We start from the raw sequence: 905 nt of genomic DNA, 5'->3' as shown, positions 1-905 counted from the left end.
AAGGTAATATTGCGACAACAGAGACGCTACTCGTGCGAGGCCGTTGCCGTACCATTCGCCGCATCAAGTCGACCCATTACTTAGAGCGCAAAGATCCAGAAGTTCGCGATATCATTCTGTAATTTTTTGGTTCAGCATCGCAGAGGGTTGGCAAAGTGCTGACCCTTTTTGTTTTTGGCTCACCAAATCCCCACTCAAGTTAAGTCAACACTTTTCTTTACTAAGCCTATCGCGCATAATGTGTACGGAAATACAAATGGTGGGAATATGAAGACCGTAGATAGGATATTGCAAATCGTTAAGCGTGACGGGTCTGTCACTGCAAAACAACTCTCTTCTGAGCTTGGGATGACAACCATGGGTGCTCGCCAGCACCTGCAAGGTTTAGAAGATGAAGGCATCCTGTCGATTCACGATGTAAAAGTCAAAGTCGGACGCCCTACTCGCCATTGGTCTTTAACCCAGAAGGGACATGAGCAATTCGCCGATCGTCATGGCGAACTCACCATCCAATTTATCGAAGCCGTGGAACACATCTTCGGTAAAGATGGCCTCGACAAAGTTACCTCCGAGCGCGAAAAACTGACTTTACAAAACTATCGCCAGCACCTCGACCAATGTGAGTCTTTAGAAAGCAAACTGGAAACTTTGGTTTTTCTGCGCGAAAAAGAAGGCTACATGGCAGAGCTTGAACAAGATGAGCACGGCTTTATCTTGATCGAGAATCACTGCCCGATTTGTAAAGCCGCCACGCGTTGCCCTAGTTTATGCAAATCTGAACTGAGTGTGTTCCCGTCCTTACTCGGAGCCGACACGACCGTCGAGCGTACCGAGCATATCATTAGCGGTCAACGCCGCTGCGCTTACCGAATCCCCGCTTAGCTATCGGCCCTTTCGCTCTCTCT

At 48.4% G+C, this 905-nt stretch carries 1 protein-coding gene and 1 pseudogene; both read left to right on the top strand.

Annotated features, from left to right (window positions below; genetic code table 11):
- Positions 1–122, top strand: a pseudogene (locus tag R7Q09_RS24660) (fructose-bisphosphatase class II); the annotation flags it as partial.
- 145 nt (positions 123–267) lie between these two features.
- A complete protein-coding gene (locus tag R7Q09_RS24655; RefSeq protein WP_318143762.1) occupies positions 268–882 on the top strand; it encodes a metalloregulator ArsR/SmtB family transcription factor in 615 nt (204 codons plus the stop codon).
- The last annotated feature ends 23 nt before the right edge of the window (positions 883–905 follow it).

The organism is Vibrio sp. 2130-1, assembly GCF_033339515.1.
This window is presented reverse-complemented; position numbering and strand designations above follow the sequence as displayed.